Raw genomic sequence first — 14,387 nt, forward strand, 5'->3', positions numbered from 1 at the left:
GCGCCGAGGAACGGCAGCACGATCACGAAGATCGACCATCCGGCCTTGCCCCAGACGTCGCGAGCTCGCCGCTCGACGGGCGCCCGTCGCGGTCGGCGTCGAGGCCCGGCATCGCCTGCGCCGCGGGGATCTCGGCGAGGTCCTCGACATGGTCGATCCGCAGCTCGTGCGGCGCCGCGACCAGCCCGTCGTAGTGGTTGACGGTGAAGTTGCCCAGAGGATGCGCGGCGAGCATCCCGGCGGCGAGCGCGAGAACGATCACGACGTGCCTCCCAGGTCGTCCAGGGCCGCCTTGGCGCGCGGCGCCCACAGCGGTGAGAAGTCCGGATTGCGGCGCAGCGACCCGGCCAGGTCGCGCCGCGCGGCGGCGCGCTCGCCGAGGGCCTTCTCGATGACGCCGAGATGGAACCGGAAGGACGCGCGGCGGTATCCGGTGGCCGTCGCCTGCCGGGCGTAGCGCAGGGCCTCGCCGTCCCGTCCGTTGACGTGCAGCGCCCAGGCCAGGGCGTCGGCCGCGTGCACGCCGCACTGCCGCACGCGCGCGCCCGGGCAGCGGCGCCGGTACTCGGCCCGCGCCGCCCGCAGCGCGTCCCCGGCGTCGCCGTGGTCGCTCTCGGACTGCGCGGTCTCCAGGTCGGCGTCGACGCCGCCGCCCCCGGCGATCCGCGCCCACGCCGTCGCGACCGCGTACTGCCGTTCCGCCTCGTCCCGGCGTCCCGCCGACTCCAGCAGCTCCCCGTACTCGGTGACGTACTGGGGCAGGGGGAGCCGCCTGACGATCCCGGCCCGCTCGGCGAGCGCCCCGGCCGTGTCGCCCCGCGCGGCCCTGACGCGGGCCTCGCCGTCCAGGGCGGGCAGGTGGCCGGGGGACAGGCGCAGCGCCTCGGCGTACTCGCGCCGCGCCCGGCCGAGGTCCCCGTCGTTCCAGGCCAGCTCGCCGAGCTGCACCGCGATGTAGGCCAGGTCGCCGCGGTCGGTGGCGGAGGCCCGCGCGAGCCCCAGCACCCGGCGCGCCTCCGCGACCTCCCCGCGCAGCTCCCGCACGTACGCGAGCCGGGTGAAGATCGGGACCCCTGGACGGACGGCGTCCGCCCGCCGCGCGGCGGCCAGGGCCTCGTCGTAGCGGCCGAGCTCCACCAGCGCGTCCACCCGGACGGCGGCGGCCCGCTGCGCGTAGGGGTTCGCCTTGAGCGCCCGGTCCGCGTACCGCAGCGCCCCGTGGAAGTCGTGGCGCGCCGCCGCGAGCGCGCCGAGCCCGGCCAGCGCGCCGTCGTTCCCGGTCGCCTCCTGGAGGGAGCGGTGGAGCACCCCTTCCGCCTTCGGGTAGTACGCCGGGTCGGCGGTCACCCGGGCCTGCTCCACGTACGCGATTCCTAGGGACGCCCATCCGGCGGCGTCATGGGGCTGCTCACGCAGCCTCTTCTGCAGGCCGGGGATGCCCGGGGCGGGGGCCCCGGCCGGGGCCCCCGCGGCGCGCTCCCCGGACGGGCGGCCGAACGCGACCGCCGATCCGAGGGTGAGCGCCGCGACGAGCCCCGCCACCGAGGCACCGGTGAGGAGGGGACGCATCAGCTCTCGTGCCGTCCCGCCGAGGGACGGCGGCGCCGCAGCCACAGGAGCCCGCCGGTCAGCACGAACGCCCCCGCGCCCGCCACCGCCGCGACCGGCGCCGGCGAAATCGCTCCGCCCTCGCCGCCCGAGGTGCTCTCGGTGGCGCCCGCGTTGAGGAAGTTCACCTTCCCGCCGTCGCGCTCGCCCGCGGCGCCCGCGGCCTTCGCCTGAGGCTTCTTCGCACCGCGCACGTCCGACCCCGAGTGAGGCTGCGCCACGTACGGGAAGCTCGGGCCGAACCCGGCGTCGTTGGCGTTCACGGCGTCCCCGAGGTCGTTCTTCTTGCCGAGCAGCTCGCCCTCGACGGCCTGCAGTTCGATGTCGACGACGTCGTCGGTGAGCCGCCGCCCGTTCGGGAAGCCCGCCTTGTCGCCGCCGAGCACCCCCAGCCGGTCCGGCTTCGCGGCCGGCCTGACCGAGGTGTTCAGCCGCAGCAGCTCCGCCGGCCGCACGCGCGCCGGCTGGTTCAGCCCCGGCACCCCGGTGAGGAACGCCTGGACAAGGTCCTTGCGCGGCCCGGGCGGCGCCGGGATCTTGTAGATCTTCTCGATGAGCTTCGGCAGCTCGGGGTCGGTGACGAACCCGGCGAACTGTGCGTCCTGCCACGGGGTGGACGCGTTGAAGGTGTCCTTCTTCCCGCGCGGGACGACCACCTCGTTCACCAGCGGGCTCCCGAGCCGCGACACCTGCGCGTACGCGCCGGACGCGGTGAGCCGCGACACGGTCGAGTTCACCCCGATCACCGGGTCGTGCCCCGTGACGAGGTGGCGCGTCGGGATCTGGAGCGCGACCGTGTTGACGTTGTATCCGCTCAGCGTGTCGTTCCCGACCTCCTTCAGGTTCGCCCCGTACAGAAGGTCGAACACCCGCAGGTCGAGGAAGAACGGGTCGTCGGCCTGCCCGGCGAACGAGGTCGTTCCGTCGCCGAGCGGCCTGACCGCCTGGGCGCGCAACTTCGCGTAGTCCGGCATGGACGCCTTGCCCACGTTGGACGGTGCGACGGGCGCGTTCTCGGCGAGCGTGTGCGTGCTCCGGACCTGGCCGTCGACCCGCCGGACCAGCGTCAGGTCGTAGGTCTGCGTGAAGTTGAGGTCGGGGTCGTCCAGGCTCGTCACCGGTCCGGTGTTGTAGAGGAAGGTGTTCGCGTTCTTCAGCCGGTCGTGGAAGCGGAACCGGTAGGTGAGGTCGGGCAGCGAGTCGCCGTCGTTGTCGACGTTCAGGTCGTACCTGGCGTCCCGCGCGAACTTGAAGAAGTTCGGCCCGCCCGCGGGGTCCTGGAACGGGATGAAGTTCGCGATCAGCGTGGTGGTGTCCGGCCTGTCCGGACTGACGAACGCGTACACGTCGGTGTTGTCGTACTGCGGCTGCCCCGAGATGAGCGGGGCCTCGCGGTGGCTGGACGCGGTGCCCTGCCTCGGCGCGAGTCCGGCGAACCCGCCCGCGCACAGCAGGCCCGCGGCGGCGGCCATCGCGACGACCCGCGCCCTGGACGTTCCCCCGGCTGGATGGAGTGTCGGCATCGTGGAAACCTCGCCGGTCCCCGGGTGCCCGCCGCGGCGGCGCCTTCCGTGGCGCTGGGCTACGTTGCCGCGGCGCCGGGTCGACCGGTCTCTTCGCCATGCCCGCGGGTACTTCGCTGCCGCCGCCGGATCTGATTGGTCGGGCCGGGCCGCTGGCCGGATACGGCCACCCCCCGGCCGCCTCCGCTTGACAAATGAGTGAGCGCTCACTCAGAATCGGAGCCATGGCACCCGACGAGGAGGCACGGATGTATCCCGAGCTCAACGGCATGGTCGCGGTCGTCACCGGCGGCTCGCGCGGCATCGGCGCCGCCACGGCACGCGCGTTCGCCGCCGAGGGCGCCAGGGTCGCGGTCCTCGGCCGCGACCGGGCGGCGCTCGACCGGGTGGCCGGGGAGACCGGCGGGATCGGCGTCGTGGCCGACGTCACCGACCTGGCCGCCGTCGAGTCGGCGCGCCTGCGGATCGAGGACGAGCTCGGCCCGGCCGGCGTCCTGTGCGCCTTCGCCGGCGGCGGCATCGCGCGCCCGGGTCCGACCGCGGCCATGACCGAGCAGGAGTGGCGGTCGGTCCTGGACGGGAACCTCACCGCGACCTTCCTCACGCTGAAGGCGTTCCTGCCGGGCATGCAGGAGCGGAAGGCGGGTTCGATCATCACGATGTCGTCGTCGGCCGGGCGGCTGCCGACGAACCTGCCGGGCGGCGGCGGCCGCGAACTGGGCAACCCGTGGGGCGCCCCCGTCGCCTACGAGGCCGCCAAGGCCGGCGTCCAGGCCCTCACCCGCCACGCCGCCGCCGAAGCCGGACAGGACGGTGTCCGCGTCAACTGCGTCGCCCCCGGAACGATCCGCACCGAGCGCACCGCGCGGTTCATGCCCGAGGAGACCCAGGCCGCCGTGGCCGCCTCCCACCCGCTCGCCCGCCTCGGCGAGCCGGGCGACGTGGCGGCCGCCGCGCTCTTCCTGGCCTCGTCCCAGTCCGCCTGGCTGACGGGCCTCACCCTCGACGTCACCGGCGGCCGCGTCATGCTCTGACCTGCGGGACGCGGAAGGGCCCTCGCCACCGCGGCGAGGGCCCTTCCGCGTTCCGTGCGGGGCTACGCGACGATGAGCAGCGGGTTCTGGAGCAGCTCGGCGAGGCGGGCCAGGAACTTCGCGGCCGTCGCGCCGTCGGTGGCGCGGTGGTCGACCGACAGGGTGACCGTCATGCGCTTGCCGGGGACGACCTGGCCGTCGCGGACGACGGGTTCGTCGCGGACGGCGCCCACCGCGAGGATGGCGGCCTCCGGCGGGTTGATCACCGCGGAGAACGAGTCCACGCCGAACATGCCGAGGTTGCTGACGCTGAACGTGCCGCCGCTCATCTCCCGGGCGGACAGCTTGCCGTCGCGGGCCTTGGCGGCGAGCTCGCGGGTCTCCCGGCCGATCTGCGAGACGCTCATGCGGTCGGCGTCGCGGACGACCGGCACGACCAGGCCGTCCTCGACGGCCACCGCCACGCCGACGTGCACCCGCTTGTGGAAGAGCAGGTTCTCCTCGGTGTAGGAGACGTTCACCGCCGGGTGCTCGCGCAGGGCCGTCGCCACGGCCTTCACGACCAGGTCGTTCACGCTGACCTTCGCCGGGGCGAGCGCCTCGTTGAGCGTCGCGCGGAACGCCAGCAGGGCCTCGGCGTCCACCTCGCGGTTGAGGTAGAAGTGCGGCGCCTCGCGCTTGCTCTCGGTCAGCCGCCTGGCCGCGACCTTGCGGAAGCGGTTCAGCGGGACGGCCTCCACGTCCGGGTCGTCGGCCCGGGCCTGGACGGCGGGCGCCGACGGCGCGGGTGCCGCGGCGGCCTGGGCGGCGGCGGCCGGAGCGGGCGCCGCCGGACCGGCGGAGCGCACGGCGGCCTCGATGTCGGCGCGGACGATGCGTCCGCCCGGGCCGGAACCGGTGAGCGTGGCCAGGTCGATGCCGTGGTCGCGGGCCAGCCGGCGCGCCAGCGGCGACGACGGCGGGCGGGAGGCGGCCGCGCGTCCGTTGGCCCGCGGCGGGGCGGCCGCGGCGGCCGGAACCGCCGCCGGCTCGGGCGCCGCCTCCGCGGCGGGCGCCCGCTCCGGCTCGGCGGCGGGCCGCGCCGCGGCGGCCGGCGCGGGCTCGGGACGGGCGCCGCCGGCGGGGACGATCACCGCGATCGGGGCGCCGATCGCGGCGGTCTCGCCCTCGGCGACGAGGATCTTCTCCAGCACGCCGGCCTCGTAGGCCTCGTACTCCATGACCGCCTTGTCGGTCTCGATGTCGACGATGACGTCGCCCACCGCGACCTCGTCTCCCGGCTGCTTCTGCCAGGAGCTGATGACGCCCTCCTCCATCGTGTCGGAGAGGCGGGGCATGAGGATCTCGGTCATCGCGCGGGCTCCAGAGCGGGTCGCGGGGACGTGGCGTCCGTCCCCGGCGTGGTGCGGCCGGTCGCGCGGAGCGTGGCGCGCACGGCGGTCAGCAGGGACTCGGCGGACGGCAGCGCCGCCGTCTCCAGGGACTTGGCGTAGGGGAGGGGCACCTCGGCCATCGCCACGCGCCGGACGGGGGCGTCCAGCCAGTCGAACGCGCCCTCCTGGATCGTCGCGGCGATCTCGGCGCCGATCCCGTAGGTCAGCCAGTCGTCCTCGGCCACGACGGCGCAGCCGGTCCTGCGGACGGAGTCGACGACCGTCTGCCGGTCGAGCGGGCGCAGGCTGCGCAGGTCCACGACCTCGGCGGAGATCCCCTCGGCGGCGAGGGTCTCGGCCACCTCCGAGGCCACGCGGGCCATCCGCGAGTAGCCGATGATCGTGATGTCGGTGCCCGGACGGGTCACCGCGGCGCGGCCGATCTCGGCGGGCTCGACGTCCTCGACCGCGGCGGGCAGCTCGCCCTTGGTGTTGTAGAGGGCGAGGTTCTCCAGGAACAGCACCGGGTCGTCGTCGCGGATCGCGGCCTTCAGCATCGCCGACGCCTCGGCGGGCGTGCTCGGCGCGAGGACCTTCAGGCCGGGGATGAACGAGTAGAACAGCTCGACGTTCTGCGAGTGGGTGGCGCCGAGCTGCTGCCCGCCGCCGCCCGGCGTGCGGATCACCATCGGCACGCTGGCCTGCCCGCCGAACATGCCGTAGATCTTCGCGGCGTGGTTGACGATCTGGTCCAGGGCCAGCAGCGAGAAGTTGATCGTCATGATCTCGACGACGGGGCGCAGGCCGAGCATCGCGGCGCCGATCGCGGCGCCGACGAAGCCCTCCTCGGCGATCGGGGTGTCGCGCACGCGGCGCGGCCCGAACTCCTTGAGCAGCCCTTCGGTGATCTTGTAGGAGCCCTCGAAGAGCCCGATCTCCTCGCCCATCAGGAAGACGTTCTCGTCGCGGAGCATCTCGGCGCGGAGCGTGTCCCGGAGGGCCTGGCGGTAGGTCACGGTTGCCATGGGTGCCTCTCAGGAACCGAAGACGGGGTCGGCGGGGAGCCGGCGCAGCTCGCCCGGGACCGGGGTGGCGTAGGTGTAGTCGAACAGCGTGGAGACCTCGGGCGCGGGGCTCTCGTCGGCGAACGCGGCGGCGGCGTCGACCTCCGCGGTCACCTCGGCGTCGAGCCGGTCGCGGTCGTCGGCGGACAGGATCCCGGCCTCCTCCAGCTCCAGCGCCATGCGGGCCAGGGGGTCGGCGGCCTTCAGGGCCTCCTTCTCCTCCTTGGACCGGTAGCGGGCCGGGTCGACGACCGAGTGGCCCTTCAGCCGGGGGCTGACGGTCTCCAGCAGGTAGGGCTTGCTCTCGGCGCGGGCGCGCTCGACGGCGGTGCGCGCGGCGTCGCGCACAGCGATCACGTCGGTGCCGTCCACCCGCAGGCTCTCCGTGCGGTACGCGGCGCCGCGCCGGTACAGCTCCGGCTCGGCCGCAGAGCTCTCCACGGTGGTGCCCATCCCGAGACCGTTGTTGATCACGACGAAGACGACGGGGAGGTTCCAGAGGGCGGCGATGTTGAGCGACTCGTGGAACGCTCCGATCGCGGTCGTCCCGTCGCCCATCTGGCACATGACGACCTCGTCGCCGCCCTTGTAGGAGACGGCGAGCGCCGCGCCGGCCGCGAGGGGGACCTGCCCGCCGACGATCCCGTACCCGCCGAGCAGCCGGGCCTCGGCGTCGAACAGGTGCATCGACCCGCCCCAGCCCTTGGACACGCCCGTGGACCGCCCGTACAGCTCGGCCATGACGCGGTCCGCGCCGATGCCCTTGGCGAGGGCATAGCCGTGCTCGCGGTAGTTGGTGAACAGGTAGTCGGTGGGGCGCAGCGCGGCCATCAGCCCGACGACCGTGGCCTCCTCGCCGAGGTTCAGGTGGCAGTAGCCGCCGATCTTGGCCTCGGTGTAGGCGCGGGCGGCCCGCTCCTCGAACCGCCTGATCAGCAGCATCTGCCGGTAGTAGCCGACGAGCGTGCCGGCGTCGGCCGCCGGGGGCGCCGCGTCCGGCGCCGCCGCGTCGGTCTTCGGCTCGGGAGCCTGGGCGCCGCGCGCCCTCCGGCTCCGCGCCGGTGCGGCCTGGACGGTGTCAGCCATCGGCGACCCTTCCTCTGTCCGGGGCAGCGCCGTAGGATCGCCACGACACTCCCGATCATCATTGATCTATGATCGATCATATTGTATCTCGCACGACCCGCCCACCCGTCAAGAGGCACTTACCGGCCGTGGCGCTACGATCCAGTTTCGTGAAGACCTCCGACCAGCTGCTCCGCACCGGGCTCGCCGACCAGATCCGCGAGTTCATCGTGGAGGGCATCAGCTCCGGGCGGTGGGAGCCGGGGGAACGCGTCGTCGAGCGACGCATCGCCGCCGAGCTGGGCGTGAGCCAGGGGCCGGTCCGCGAGGCGCTGCGCCAGCTGGAGGCGCAGCGGCTGATCGAGACGCTGCCGAACCGGGGCGCCCGGGTCCGCGACTTCACCGAACGGGACCTGGCCGAGATCTTCCCCGTCCGCGCGGGCCTGGAGCGGACGGCCGTGGAGCTGGCGCTGCCCCGGCTCGCCGACTGCCTGGACGCGCTGGAGGAGCACAACCGCCGCCTCGGCGAGGCCGCCCGGGACGGCGACCTGCACGAGCAGATGCACCTCAGCATCGCCTTCCACCGCGAGATCGTCGAGTCGGCCGGCAACCGGCTGCTCGTCTCGGTGTGGGAGGGGCTCGGCATCGAGCTGTGGACGACCCTCTCCCTGCGCCTGCACCAGACGGAGATCTACTCCAAGTCGGCCGAGCACGCCGAGCTGATCGAGGCGTTCCGCCGCGCCGATCCGGCCGCGCCGCAGCTTCTGCACGACCATGTCATGAACTACGCCCCGTAGCCCCGCCTTCGGCGAGGCTTCCTAGCGGGCCTTCTCGCGGTAGGCCGCGCTGAGCTGGGACTCCGCGTCGTCGAGGTAGGAGCGCAGCTCCCTCTCGGCCTCCGCGAAGTCGCCCCGCGCGAGCAGGTCGTGGATCCGCCGGTTGCGGGCCAGATAGGGCTCGTGGAACTCGCGCGGCGAGCCCATCTCGTGGAAGACCAGGCGCATCTCGGCCAGCAGGTGCCGGATCATCTCGTCGACCCGGGGGCTGCCCACCAGTCCGGCGATGGCCTTGTGGAAGCGGATGTCGGCGGTGCCGACGTCCGGCCAGCTCCCGTTGGCGGCGGCGCGCTCGCCGTCCTGGACCGCCGCCTCCACCCGGTCGAGCGCCTCGGGTGGGGCCTGTGGCGCGCACCGCACGCCCTCGCACTCCAGGATCCGCCGCACCCGGTAGAGGTCGGCGAGGCCGTCGGCGGTGACCCGGCCGACGAACACGCCCCGGTTGAACTCGTGGACGAGCAGCCGCTCCTTGACGAGCAGACGGAACGCCTCGCGCACGGTGTTGCGCGAGACCTTCAGGGCGTCGGCCAGCTCCTCCTCACGGACGCGCTCGCCCGGGGCGAGCCGCCCGTCGGTGATCTGCTCGCGCAGCAGGTCGGCGATCCGCCCCGCGGTGCTGGTCCTGTCCAGGTCGTGCCGGGCGGCCGCGATGTCGGCCAGCCAGGAGCCCTGCGCCGGCACGGGCATCGGCCACCTTCCGGGGGGTAGGCGCGGGGGGCGCGCGAACGTTCTGGGGCGGCCAGCCTATCCCCGGGGACGGAGAAATGCATCAACAGGTCTCTTGATGGATTGTTGAACAATCCCTACCCTTGCGGAAAGTCGAACCCCCTGGAAGGGCCCCGCCATGACGGACCCAGCGACCCTCGACACGACGACGGAACCGACCGCCCGCTCCCGCCGCGCCGCGCTCACCGGCGCCATGTTCCTGATGGCCACCAGCGCCATCGGGCCCGGCTTCATCACCCAGACCACCGTGTTCACCGCCGAGCTCGGCGCCGCGTTCGCGTTCGCGATCCTGGTGTCGGTGCTGGTGGACGTCGCGATCCAGCTCAACGTGTGGCGCGTCGTCGGCGTCTCGGGGATGCGCGCCCAGGAACTCGGCAACCGCGTCCTGCCCGGCGCCGGGTACGGCCTCGCCGCCCTCGACGTGTTCGGCGGCCTGGTGTTCAACATCGGCAACGTCGCCGGCACCGCGCTCGGGCTGAACGCGCTGCTCGGCCTCGACGTCAAGATCGGTGGCGCGCTGTCCGCGCTGGCCGCCATCGCGATCTTCCTGGTCCGGCGGGCCGGCGTCGCGATGGACCGGATCGTCGTCGTGCTCGGCGGCGTGATGATCCTGCTGACCCTGTACGTCGCCTTCGTCTCCGACCCGCCCCTCGGGGACGCGCTCCAGCAGAGCGTCGCGCCGGAGACCGTCGACTTCCTGGTCATCACCACGCTCATCGGCGGGACGGTCGGCGGCTACATCACCTACGCGGGCGCGCACCGCATGATCGAGTCCGGGGTGACCGGGCCCGGCAACGTCAGGGAGATCAACCGCAGCGCCGTCACCGGGATCCTCGTCACCGGCCTCATGCGCGTGCTGCTGTTCCTCGCCGTCCTCGGCGTCGTCGCCGGCGGGGTGACCCTCGCCAAGGAGAACGCCCCCGCCTCGGCCTTCGAGCACGCGGCGGGCGAGGCCGGGCTGCGCGTCTTCGGACTGATCATGTGGTCGGCCGCGATCACCTCCGTCATCGGCGCGAGCTACACCTCGGTGTCGTTCCTCGTCTCGTTCTCCTCCTTCGTCGAGCGGTACCGCAACCGGCTGGTCGTCGCGTTCATCCTCGTCTCCGCCGCCATCTACCTCGCCATCGGCACCGCCCCGGCGAAGCTTCTCGTCCTCGCGGGCGCGCTGAACGGGCTGATCCTGCCCTTCGGCCTCGCCGTGCTGCTGTGGGCGGCCGCCCGCCGCCGCGACCTGCTCGGCGGCCACCGGTACCCGGTCTGGCTCCTCGTCCTCGGCGTCGCGGCCTGGGTGCTGTCGCTCTACCTGGGGTGGAACAGCCTGTCCGGGCTCGACGACCTCTGGAAGTGAGGGCGGGGTGCGGATCCTCCCGAGCGGCGACGCGGCGCTGCTGGTCGAACTGCCGGACCTGCCGGAGATGCTCGCCCTGTACGCGGCGCTCGCGGCGTCCCCGCCGCCCGGCGTCGCCGACCTCGTGCCGGCCGCCCGCACCCTGACCCTGCTGCTCCGTCCCACCGCCGACCCGGCCGCGGTCGCCGCCGCGGTGCGCGCCGCCCGGCCGGGCACGGCGGACGGCGCCGCCGGCGAGGCCGAGATCCCCGTCGTCTACGACGGCGACGACCTCGCCGAGGTCGCCCGCCTCACCCGGCTCACCCCGGACGAGGTCGTCGCCGCGCACACCGGGACCCCGTGGCGGGTCGCGTTCACCGGGTTCGCGCCCGGATTCGGCTACCTGGAGGGCGGCGACCCGCGGCTGGACGTCCCGCGCCGCGCCACGCCCCGCGTCCGCGTCCCGGCGGGCGCGGTCGGCCTGGCCGGGCGCTTCAGCGGCGTCTACCCGGTCGAGTCCCCGGGCGGCTGGCGGCTCATCGGACGCACGGAGGCCGTCCTATGGGACCTCGAACGCGACCCTCCCGCCCTCCTGCGCCCGGGGACGCGGGTCCGCTTCGTCCGGAGGAAATCATGAAGCCCCGGCGGGAACCATGAAGCGCGCTCTGGACGTTCTCCGCACAGGACCCCTGGCGACAGTCCAGGACCTGGGCCGCTCGGGTCACGCGGCGCTCGGCGTGGGGGTGTCGGGCGCCGCGGACCCGGGCTCGTTCCGCCTCGCCAACCGGCTGCTCGGCAACCCCGAGGAGGAGGCCGCGGTCGAGGTCACCTTCGGCGGCCTGCACGTGCGCTGCCGCGGCGGAGTGTTCGCCGCGGTGACGGGCGCGCCCGCCCCGCTGCTGGTGGACGGCCGCCCCGAGGCCCCCTACTCGGTCTTCCACGTCCCGGACGGCGCCGAACTGCGGATGGGCGTTCCCGCCTCCGGGCTGCGCAGCTACCTGGCCGTGCGCGGCGGTGTCGCCGTCCCGCCCGTCCTCGGGTCCCGCTCCACCGACACGCTCTCCGGCCTCGGCCCCGCCCCGCTCAAGCCCGGCGACCTGCTCCCCGTCGGCCCGCCGCCCGCCGCAGCGCCCCTCCTGGACGCCGCGCCCGTCGAGCCGCCGCGCGGCGGCGACATCGAGCTGCGGGCGATGCCCGGCCCGCGCCACGACTGGTTCGCCCCCGGCGCGCTGGAGGCCCTCTTCTCCGCCGCCTACACGGTGACCAGCGAGATCGACCGCGTCGGCATGCGCCTGGACGGGCCGGAGCTGGAGCACGCCGGGCGCGGCGAGCTGCCCAGCGAGGGGACGGTCACCGGGGCGCTGCAGGTCCCGCCGTCCGGGCGGCCGGTACTGTTCCTCGCCGACCACCCGCTCACCGGCGGCTACCCCGTGATCGCGGTGGTCGCCTCCGCCGACGTCGGCCGCGCCGCCCAGGCCCGTCCCGGCCAGCGGCTCCGGTTCCGGCCGCACCCCGCACCGAACCTCCGGGAGGAAACATGACCGCACCCCTCGACCCGGGCGCGCTCACGCCGGACCAGGCGAGGGCCCTGTTCCGCGCCGGCCTGCGCGTTCCCACGTCCGGCTGGTGCGCCGGCTGGACGCAGGCGAACCTCATCGCCGTGCCGCGCGAGTACGCCTTCGACCTGCTGCTGTTCGCGCAGCGCAACCCCAAGCCGTGCCCCGTCCTGGACGTGACCGAGCCCGGCGAGACCTCCTCCCCCCTGTTCGCCGGGGACCTGCGCACCGACCTGCCCGGCTACGTCGTCTACGAGCACGGAGTGCCGGTCGCCGAGACGAGCGACGTGACCGCCTACTGGCGCGAGGACCTCGTCTCGTTCCTCATCGGGTGCAGCTTCACGTTCGAGGACGCGCTCCGCGAGGCCGGCGTGCCCGTCCGGCACATCGAGCAGAACAGCAACGTCCCGATGTACCGGACGAACCGGATGTGCCGCCGCGCCGGCGCGTTCGGCGGCCCGCTCGTCGTCTCCATGCGCCCCGTCCCCGCCGCGCAGGTGGCCGACGCCGTGCGCGTGACCTCCCGGTACCCCTCCGTCCACGGCGCGCCCGTGCACGTCGGCGACCCCGTCGAACTCGGCATCGACGACCTGTCCGCGCCGGACTTCGGCGACCCGGTCGAGATCCGCGTGGACGAGATCCCGGTGTTCTGGGCCTGCGGCGTGACCCCGCAGGCGGCGGTGACGGCCTCCCGCCCCAAGCTCGCCATCGGGCACGCCCCCGGCCACATGGCGATCACCGACGCCCGCGACAGCCGGTACCTCGTTCCCTGAGTCCGGCATAGGCTTCGTCCATGCCCGAGATCATCGCCCCGGGCGAACGCCTCGGGGGGCGCTACCGCATCGAGCGGCCTCTCGGCGCCGGCGGCATGGCGACCGTCTGGCGCGCGGTCGACACCGTCCTCGACCGCCCCGTCGCGGTCAAGGTCCCCAAGGACGGCGGGCCCGAGGAGTTCTCGCGGCGCCTGCGCCGGGAGGCGCAGGCCGCCGCGGCCCTGACCCACCCGGGCGTCACCGGCGTGTACGACTACGGCGAGCACCGCGTCGGCTCGGAGGCGGCCCCGTGGCGCGAGTCGCGCCGGATCCCGTACGTGGTCATGGAGCTGCTGGACGGAGAGAGCCTGGCCGTGCGCCTGTCGCGCGGCCCGCTGCCCTGGCGGGAGGCGGCCGGGATCTGCGCCCGGGTCGCCGACGCCCTGGCCGCCGCCCATGACGCCGGCATCGTGCACCGCGACATCAAGCCCGGCAACGTCTACCTCACCCCGGTCGAGGTGAAGGTCCTCGACTTCGGCATCGCGTTCACCGGCACGGCGGGCGGACCGGTGATGGGCACGCCCGCCTACATGGCGCCCGAACTGGTGAGCGGGGCGTCCCCGACCCCGGCGGCCGACGTCTACTCCCTGGGCGTCGTCCTGCACGAGTGCCTGACCGGCGCGCCGCCCACGCCCTCGTCCGCCTTCCGGAAGGGCACACCGGACGAGGTCGCCGCCCTCTGCCACGGCTGCCTGTCCCCGGACCCCGGTGCGCGCCCCACCGCCGCCGAAGCGGCCCGCGTCCTGGCCGGCGCCTCGGGCGTCCAGCTCCAGGTGCCCGGCGCCGCCGCCCCCGCCGGCCTTCCGCCGCCGGACCGGCCGCGGAACCCGACCCGCGTCCTGGACGACCCCGGACCGTCCCGGCGAGGGCCCGGGCGGCGCCCGCTGCTGGTCGCCGGGGTCGCGGCCGGGGCGCTGACCGCGCTGGCCGCGCTGCTGGCCGCCCTGGCGCCCGGCTCCTCCGACCGGGCGGGCGCGAGACCGCCGTCGACGCCCCCGGCGGGCCGGACGACGGCCGCGGCGACCGCGTGCTCGGTGTCCTACCGCGTCGACGGGACGTGGCCGCGGGGCTTCCAGGCGACCGTCCGCATCACCAACCTCGGAGACGGCGCGATCGACGGCTGGACCCTGGGCTTCGCCTTCCCGGACGGCCAGTCGATCACCCAGCTGTGGAACGGCAGCAGGTCGCAGGACGGTACGTCCGTCACGGTGACGGCGGCGGAGTGGAACCGGTCGATCCCGCCGCACGGGACGGCCGAGTTCGGGTTCCTCGGGAGCCAGGACGGCGCCAACGGGGCGCCCTCGCGGTTCACGCTGAACGGCGTGGAGTGCCGTCGCTGAGCAGTGTTCATTGCATTTATCTCCTCCTTCGGGCCTGGCGGCCCTCCATCGTCGACAAACGCGGCGATCGCTGGCATCGCTCCGTCTCGCCTGGCGGCTCGCTGCGCGATCAGGTTCTCGCTC

General features: G+C 74.4%; 14 protein-coding genes. 7 read left to right on the top strand and 7 right to left on the bottom strand.

Features of this window, described 5'->3' with window-relative positions:
- Nucleotides 1–22: 22 nt before the first annotated feature.
- Genes AB0K37_RS19915 through AB0K37_RS19925 form a run of 3 tightly spaced genes read right to left on the bottom strand, consistent with a single transcriptional unit; the run spans nt 23 to nt 3,131 of the window.
- Nucleotides 23–262, bottom strand: coding sequence for a hypothetical protein (locus AB0K37_RS19915; RefSeq protein ID WP_363982973.1), 240 nt, complete (start codon nt 260–262; stop codon nt 23–25).
- Nucleotides 259–1,569: a hypothetical protein gene (locus tag AB0K37_RS19920; protein ID WP_363982976.1), complete on the bottom strand. Its 1,311-nt coding sequence runs from the start codon at nt 1,567–1,569 to the stop codon at nt 259–261. Before AB0K37_RS19920 ends, AB0K37_RS19915 begins: the two co-directional genes overlap by 4 nt.
- Nucleotides 1,569–3,131, bottom strand: coding sequence for a DUF4331 domain-containing protein (locus AB0K37_RS19925; protein ID WP_363982979.1), 1,563 nt, complete (start codon nt 3,129–3,131; stop codon nt 1,569–1,571). The genes AB0K37_RS19920 and AB0K37_RS19925 overlap by 1 nt, the downstream gene beginning before the upstream one ends.
- A gap of 224 nt (nt 3,132–3,355) precedes the next feature.
- On the opposite strand from AB0K37_RS19925, the gene AB0K37_RS19930 reads away from it, so the two are divergent.
- Nucleotides 3,356–4,165: an SDR family NAD(P)-dependent oxidoreductase gene (locus AB0K37_RS19930; protein WP_363982982.1), complete on the top strand. Its 810-nt coding sequence runs from the start codon at nt 3,356–3,358 to the stop codon at nt 4,163–4,165.
- 62 nt (nt 4,166–4,227) lie between these two features.
- On the opposite strand, the gene AB0K37_RS19935 is transcribed toward AB0K37_RS19930, so the two are convergent.
- The 3 genes from AB0K37_RS19935 to pdhA are packed head-to-tail and all read right to left on the bottom strand — an operon-like array spanning nt 4,228 to nt 7,688.
- The gene (locus AB0K37_RS19935) at nt 4,228–5,517 is read right to left on the bottom strand and encodes a dihydrolipoamide acetyltransferase family protein (protein WP_363982984.1); all 1,290 of its coding nucleotides are present in this window, start codon (nt 5,515–5,517) and stop codon (nt 4,228–4,230) included.
- A complete protein-coding gene (locus AB0K37_RS19940; RefSeq protein WP_363982987.1) occupies nt 5,514–6,563 on the bottom strand; it encodes an alpha-ketoacid dehydrogenase subunit beta in 1,050 nt (349 codons plus the stop codon). Before AB0K37_RS19940 ends, AB0K37_RS19935 begins: the two co-directional genes overlap by 4 nt.
- 9 nt (nt 6,564–6,572) lie before the next feature.
- A complete protein-coding gene (gene pdhA, locus AB0K37_RS19945; RefSeq protein ID WP_363982990.1) occupies nt 6,573–7,688 on the bottom strand; it encodes a pyruvate dehydrogenase (acetyl-transferring) E1 component subunit alpha in 1,116 nt (371 codons plus the stop codon).
- A 149-nt stretch (nt 7,689–7,837) separates the two neighbouring features.
- On the opposite strand from pdhA, the gene AB0K37_RS19950 reads away from it, so the two are divergent.
- Nucleotides 7,838–8,464 carry an FCD domain-containing protein gene (locus tag AB0K37_RS19950; RefSeq protein ID WP_353835825.1) on the top strand — a complete coding sequence of 209 codons (627 nt, stop codon included), beginning with the start codon at nt 7,838–7,840 and terminating at the stop codon, nt 8,462–8,464.
- A gap of 21 nt (nt 8,465–8,485) precedes the next feature.
- Here AB0K37_RS19950 and AB0K37_RS19955 read toward each other — a convergent pair whose 3' ends face one another.
- A complete protein-coding gene (locus tag AB0K37_RS19955) occupies nt 8,486–9,190 on the bottom strand; it encodes a GntR family transcriptional regulator (protein WP_363982994.1) in 705 nt (234 codons plus the stop codon).
- A gap of 232 nt (nt 9,191–9,422) precedes the next feature.
- On the opposite strand from AB0K37_RS19955, the gene AB0K37_RS19960 reads away from it, so the two are divergent.
- From AB0K37_RS19960 to AB0K37_RS19980, 5 genes are read left to right on the top strand one after another with little or no spacing between them, the layout of a single operon-like run.
- On the top strand, nt 9,423–10,577 hold the full coding sequence (locus AB0K37_RS19960) for an NRAMP family divalent metal transporter (RefSeq protein WP_363983062.1): 1,155 nt from the start codon (nt 9,423–9,425) through the stop codon (nt 10,575–10,577).
- Between the two features lie 7 nt (nt 10,578–10,584).
- Complete coding sequence (locus AB0K37_RS19965; RefSeq protein WP_363982997.1) at nt 10,585–11,193, top strand: allophanate hydrolase subunit 1; 609 nt, start codon at nt 10,585–10,587, stop codon at nt 11,191–11,193.
- A gap of 16 nt (nt 11,194–11,209) precedes the next feature.
- Complete coding sequence (locus tag AB0K37_RS19970; RefSeq protein ID WP_363983000.1) at nt 11,210–12,097, top strand: biotin-dependent carboxyltransferase family protein; 888 nt, start codon at nt 11,210–11,212, stop codon at nt 12,095–12,097.
- Entirely contained in the window at nt 12,094–12,885 is a 792-nt protein-coding gene (locus AB0K37_RS19975; RefSeq protein WP_363983003.1) for a putative hydro-lyase, read from the top strand. Before AB0K37_RS19970 ends, AB0K37_RS19975 begins: the two co-directional genes overlap by 4 nt.
- Nucleotides 12,886–12,905: 20 nt before the next feature.
- The gene (locus AB0K37_RS19980) at nt 12,906–14,264 is read left to right on the top strand and encodes a cellulose binding domain-containing protein (protein WP_363983006.1); all 1,359 of its coding nucleotides are present in this window, start codon (nt 12,906–12,908) and stop codon (nt 14,262–14,264) included.
- Nucleotides 14,265–14,387 lie beyond the last annotated feature (123 nt).

This window comes from Actinomadura sp. NPDC049753 (assembly GCF_040674655.1).
GTDB lineage: Bacteria > Actinomycetota > Actinomycetes > Streptosporangiales > Streptosporangiaceae > Spirillospora > Spirillospora verrucosospora.

Coding starts and splice junctions, on each gene's coding strand:
- AB0K37_RS19930 (WP_363982982.1), top strand. CDS start 3,356: ATGGCACCCGACGAGGAGGCACGGATGTATCCCGAGCTCAACGGCATG.
- AB0K37_RS19940 (WP_363982987.1), bottom strand. CDS start 6,563: ATGGCAACCGTGACCTACCGCCAGGCCCTCCGGGACACGCTCCGCGCC.
- AB0K37_RS19935 (WP_363982984.1), bottom strand. CDS start 5,517: ATGACCGAGATCCTCATGCCCCGCCTCTCCGACACGATGGAGGAGGGC.
- AB0K37_RS19920 (WP_363982976.1), bottom strand. CDS start 1,569: ATGCGTCCCCTCCTCACCGGTGCCTCGGTGGCGGGGCTCGTCGCGGCG.
- pdhA (WP_363982990.1), bottom strand. CDS start 7,688: ATGGCTGACACCGTCCAGGCCGCACCGGCGCGGAGCCGGAGGGCGCGC.
- AB0K37_RS19975 (WP_363983003.1), top strand. CDS start 12,094: ATGACCGCACCCCTCGACCCGGGCGCGCTCACGCCGGACCAGGCGAGG.
- AB0K37_RS19960 (WP_363983062.1), top strand. CDS start 9,423: ATGTTCCTGATGGCCACCAGCGCCATCGGGCCCGGCTTCATCACCCAG.
- AB0K37_RS19955 (WP_363982994.1), bottom strand. CDS start 9,190: ATGCCCGTGCCGGCGCAGGGCTCCTGGCTGGCCGACATCGCGGCCGCC.
- AB0K37_RS19980 (WP_363983006.1), top strand. CDS start 12,906: ATGCCCGAGATCATCGCCCCGGGCGAACGCCTCGGGGGGCGCTACCGC.
- AB0K37_RS19925 (WP_363982979.1), bottom strand. CDS start 3,131: ATGCCGACACTCCATCCAGCCGGGGGAACGTCCAGGGCGCGGGTCGTC.
- AB0K37_RS19970 (WP_363983000.1), top strand. CDS start 11,210: ATGAAGCGCGCTCTGGACGTTCTCCGCACAGGACCCCTGGCGACAGTC.